This is a genomic window from Streptomyces sp. NPDC107500, from assembly GCF_055582785.1.
Window position 1 is genome coordinate 1 of sequence record NZ_JBVJPF010000026.1, and the last position, 1,455, is coordinate 1,455.

The following is a 1,455-nucleotide window of genomic DNA, read 5'->3' on the forward strand; positions in this document are numbered from 1 at the left end:
TAGGGTACGGGCCGCCATGAAACTCGCTAGAGGCTTTTCTCGACAGCATAGGATCATCCACTTCACCACAATCGGCTCGGCATCAGGTCTCAGCCACAAGGTGTGCGGATTTACCTACACACCGGCCTACACCCTTACCCCGGGACAACCACCGCCCGGGATGGACTACCTTCCTGCGTCACCCCATCACTCACCTACTAACCGCTTGGTTCGGCGGCTCCACCACTCCCCTCAACTCCGAAGAGATCAGGGCGGCTTCACGGCCTTAGCATCACGATGCTCGATGTTTGACGCTTCACAGCGGGTACCGGAATATCAACCGGTTATCCATCGACTACGCCTGTCGGCCTCGCCTTAGGTCCCGACTTACCCTGGGCAGATCAGCTTGACCCAGGAACCCTTAGTCAATCGGCGCAAACGTTTCTCACGTTTGTATCGCTACTCATGCCTGCATTCTCACTCGTGAACCGTCCACAACTCGCTTCCGCGGCTGCTTCACCCGGCACACGACGCTCCCCTACCCATCCATACAGGCGTTGGCCCTATTGTATGAATGACACGACTTCGGCGGTACGCTTGAGCCCCGCTACATTGTCGGCGCGGAATCACTAGACCAGTGAGCTATTACGCACTCTTTCAAGGGTGGCTGCTTCTAAGCCAACCTCCTGGTTGTCTGTGCGACTCCACATCCTTTCCCACTTAGCGTACGCTTAGGGGCCTTAGTCGATGCTCTGGGCTGTTTCCCTCTCGACCATGGAGCTTATCCCCCACAGTCTCACTGCCGCGCTCTCACTTACCGGCATTCGGAGTTTGGCTAAGGTCAGTAACCCGGTAGGGCCCATCGCCTATCCAGTGCTCTACCTCCGGCAAGAAACACACGACGCTGCACCTAAATGCATTTCGGGGAGAACCAGCTATCACGGAGTTTGATTGGCCTTTCACCCCTAACCACAGGTCATCCCCCAGGTTTTCAACCCTGGTGGGTTCGGTCCTCCACGAAGTCTTACCTCCGCTTCAACCTGCCCATGGCTAGATCACTCCGCTTCGGGTCTTGAGCGTGCTACTGAAACGCCCTATTCGGACTCGCTTTCGCTACGGCTTCCCCACCCGGGTTAACCTCGCAACACACCGCAAACTCGCAGGCTCATTCTTCAAAAGGCACGCAGTCACGAGACACCAAGCAAGCTTGATGTCCGACGCTCCCACGGCTTGTAGGCACACGGTTTCAGGTACTATTTCACTCCGCTCCCGCGGTACTTTTCACCATTCCCTCACGGTACTATCCGCTATCGGTCACCAGGGAATATTTAGGCTTAGCGGGTGGTCCCGCCAGATTCACACGGGATTTCTCGGGCCCCGTGCTACTTGGGTGTCTCTCAAACGAGCCGCTGACGTTTCGACTACGGGGGTCTTACCCTCTACGCCGGACCTTTCGCATGTCCTTCGCCTACATCA

Annotated in this window: 1 rRNA gene; it reads right to left on the reverse strand. The window is 56.8% G+C overall.

Annotated features, from left to right (window positions below):
- A 23S ribosomal RNA gene (locus tag ACZ67M_RS37775) occupies positions 1 to 1,455 on the reverse strand; the annotation flags it as partial.